4 protein-coding genes and 1 pseudogene are annotated in these 3,051 nt (G+C 36.6%); 1 reads left to right on the plus strand and 4 read right to left on the minus strand.

The genetic code is table 11. From position 1 onward, the window contains the following. Positions 1 to 109: pseudogene (locus FTT77_RS17040) on the minus strand (dihydropteroate synthase); the annotation flags it as partial. 89 nt (positions 110 to 198) lie between these two features. Between FTT77_RS17040 and FTT77_RS17045 the strand changes: the two are divergent. Beyond that, positions 199 to 1,289 (plus strand): IS4-like element ISAba1 family transposase gene (locus FTT77_RS17045; protein ID WP_085940648.1). Its coding sequence is split into 2 segments (ribosomal slippage): positions 199 to 739 and positions 739 to 1,289, totalling 1,092 coding nucleotides; the frame shifts between segments, so codons are not numbered across the junction. Between the two features lie 196 nt (positions 1,290 to 1,485). On the opposite strand, the gene FTT77_RS17050 is transcribed toward FTT77_RS17045, so the two are convergent. The 3 genes from FTT77_RS17050 to FTT77_RS17060 form a co-directional block, all read right to left on the minus strand. Next, positions 1,486 to 1,971: a hypothetical protein gene (locus tag FTT77_RS17050; RefSeq protein ID WP_006581703.1), complete on the minus strand. Its 486-nt coding sequence runs from the start codon at positions 1,969 to 1,971 to the stop codon at positions 1,486 to 1,488. Positions 1,972 to 2,008: 37 nt separating this feature from the next. Then, the gene (locus FTT77_RS17055) at positions 2,009 to 2,257 is read right to left on the minus strand and encodes a phenol hydroxylase subunit (protein ID WP_006581702.1); all 249 of its coding nucleotides are present in this window, start codon (positions 2,255 to 2,257) and stop codon (positions 2,009 to 2,011) included. 312 nt (positions 2,258 to 2,569) lie between these two features. Further along, on the minus strand, positions 2,570 to 3,051 hold a 482-nt coding region (locus FTT77_RS17060), incomplete at its 5' end, for an IS3 family transposase (protein ID WP_180025073.1).

Raw genomic sequence — 3,051 nt, forward strand, 5'->3', positions numbered from 1 at the left:
GCTTACGCGCCTGCGCAATGGCTGCGTCTGGCGCCAGATACCGGCCTCCATCGGAGAAACTGTCCGAGGTTATGTTGACGATGCCGAAAATGATGAGCGATTTATTCATGGGGGCTTCTATAATAATCTCTGTACACGACAAAAATAGATAACTCATTGAAATAATGTCACAATAATTGTTTTCTAACGACGAATACTATGACACATCTCAATGAGTTATATCTTATCTTAAACAAATCTCTAAAATGGAACAAGTCACATTTAAAGTGCTTTGCGCTCATCATGCTTGTGATTATTTTAAAGCAAACATGTAATCTTTCTTCTGCATCTAAAGCCTTGCCCATCAAGTGTTTACCACAATCATTTTATCGACGTATGCAGCGCTTCTTTGCAGGTCAGTATTTTGATTATCGTCAAATTTCTCAGTTGATTTTCAATATGTTTTCATTCGACCAAGTGCAACTGACTTTAGATAGAACCAATTGGAAATGGGGAAAACGAAATATTAATATCCTGATGCTCGCAATCGTTTATCGTGGAATAGCGATACCTATCCTTTGGACATTGCTTAATAAACGTGGAAATTCAGATACGAAAGAGCGTATTGCTTTGATTCAACGCTTTATAGCCATTTTTGGTAAAGACCGTATTGTGAATGTGTTCGCAGACAGAGAGTTTATCGGTGAGCAGTGGTTTACATGGTTAATTGAACAAGACATCAACTTCTGCATTCGTGTTAAAAAAACTTCATTGTCACCAATCATTTAGGAAAGAATCATAAAATTAGTGATTTATTTCGCCATCTTAAAGTTGGTCAAATTGAATGTCGTAAACGACGGATTTTGGTTGGTCGGGTGAAACTATATATAAGTGCACTACAGTTAGAAAATGGAGAGCTTTTACTCGTCGTTTCTCCTCAGTTTAATGCCAATGCTATTCAGGATTATGCATTACGCTGGGAAATTGAAACCTTATTCAGTTGTCTCAAAGGACGCGGGTTTAATCTTGAAAATACGCGCTTGACAGACCCTAGACGAGTGAAAAAATTGATTGCGGTGTTAGCTATAAGCTTCTGTTGGTGTTACTTAACGGGTGAATGGCAACATAATCAAAAAAAAGCGATAAAAATAAAGAAGCATGGACGACTCTCAATGAGTTTATTTCGCTATGGTTTAGACTATGTTCAAATGGCGATTCAGCGTTTAATTGGTTTTGGGAAAAAAGAAGAGTTTAAGGAAATTTTGGCAATTTTAAGAAAGCAGAATCCTGATAGGATAAGGGTTCTGTGAAATTTGTCGTGTACAGAGTATAATAATAATAATCGAGCATGAGTCTCATACGGATGCTCGGGTCGAAAGGGAATCCCCAGGCGAGTAACCTGTTTGCGGTGATCCATTAGCTGCAGGAGCAGAAGAGCATACATCTGGAAGCAAAGCCAGGAAAGCGGCCTATGGAGCTGTGCGGCAGCGCTCAGTAGGCAATTTTTCAAAATATTGTTAAGCCTTTTCTGAGCATGGTATTTTTCATGGTATTACCAATTAGCAGGAAAATAAGCCATTGAATATAAAAGATAAAAATGTCTTGTTTACAATAAAGTGGGAGTAGTAATTTCGTTACTTTGTTTAGAATTTCTTCAGAAATATTTCTTAATAAATCGTGTTTTTCAACAAGCGTAAAATTACTTTCTAAAATCTCTTGTTGTTTAGCTCGAGTTTGGGTATAAGCCCCATAATAAAATTGACGAGGATCTTTAAGCACGTACCAATCTTTCATTTGGATTACAGTACGGCCCTTATCGTAAAGATCAAATTCAGGCTGCCATAAAGGTTTGTAATGAAAATTAATTTCTTCCTGAATATCGTAGGTCGCTTCTTGATAACGTGAAGCTGGTTTATCACCAAATCTTTTTTCAATATAAGCATAAGTATTTCTTAAAGGCTTAACTGAAGATGTTTTAATATCAATTTGCATATAAATCTTCCTGATTTTTTAATAAAGACTAGAGTTTTTATTCTCTAATACCGGCCTGTCCAAATCGCCACTTCATGCGGTCATATTCAATCTTTGCAAAATCATCCGTACTTAGGTGCTGTACTTGATGGTGTGCGCAGAATTCTTCAAAAGCCTTGACTGGCATAATCATTTCTACAGCTAACTCTGGATCACCTATCGAAAATTCAAATTCGATATATTTGTCACGCTGAGTCCCTGTAACATGAATAAAGCAAGGAGGCTGTTCTACATTGAGTTGCTGCATACCAAAATCCTCATATTCTCCATAAGATTATTGCAACTTGCATGCCAATTTTATTTATTATTATTTTTCAAATATTTATGATTTTCTCTTTTTTATTTCATACAATGTTCTTTATCAAATTCTTAAGTCACAATGTATGACTTAAGAAAATTCTCAAGTGTTTTATATTTTCTCAGTTGTATAAGCACTTATAGATGATCAAAAAAAAAAGAAGCCAAAGCTTCTTTTTTTGATTTTCCAACTCGCATTGATAGCCCCTATAATTCAATCAACTGAACCGTACCGGGTTTGTCGGAGAGTTTTTTATTTAAGTTAGGCCACCTGACCTAACGGGTTAATCTTATCATAGTACATTGCTTCAAAATCAAAAGGTGATACATAACCTAGTGCACTATGTACACGCTCTTTATTGAACCAATCTACCCAATTTAGTGTCGCAAGTTGTACATCCGCTAAACCTTGCCAATCTGCTTTTAGATATTCAATCACCTCTGTTTTGTATAAGCCATTCACCGTTTCAGCCAAAGCATTATCGTATGAATCACCAGTCGTACCGACTGATGCTCGTAAATTTGCTGCTTCTAAACGATTGGTATAGCGAATGGAAAGATATTGCACACCTCTGTCGGAATGATGAATCACATTCTTTGGCATGCCTCGATCATGCAATGCTTGCTCCAATGCATCGAGCACCATATCTGTATTCATCCGTGTCGATACTTTCCATCCAACAATTGCTCGTGAGAACACATCAATAATAAATGCAGTATAAACCCAGCCTGAATTTGTTTGAA

The organism is Acinetobacter sp. YH01010 (assembly GCF_013420775.1).
GTDB classification, from domain to species: domain Bacteria; phylum Pseudomonadota; class Gammaproteobacteria; order Pseudomonadales; family Moraxellaceae; genus Acinetobacter; species Acinetobacter amyesii.

Bases quoted from the DNA above. Each gene is read 5' to 3' on its own strand.
- FTT77_RS17050 (WP_006581703.1), bottom strand. From the start codon at position 1,971: ATGCAAATTGATATTAAAACATCTTCAGTTAAGCCTTTAAGAAATACT.
- FTT77_RS17055 (WP_006581702.1), bottom strand. From the start codon at position 2,257: ATGCAGCAACTCAATGTAGAACAGCCTCCTTGCTTTATTCATGTTACA.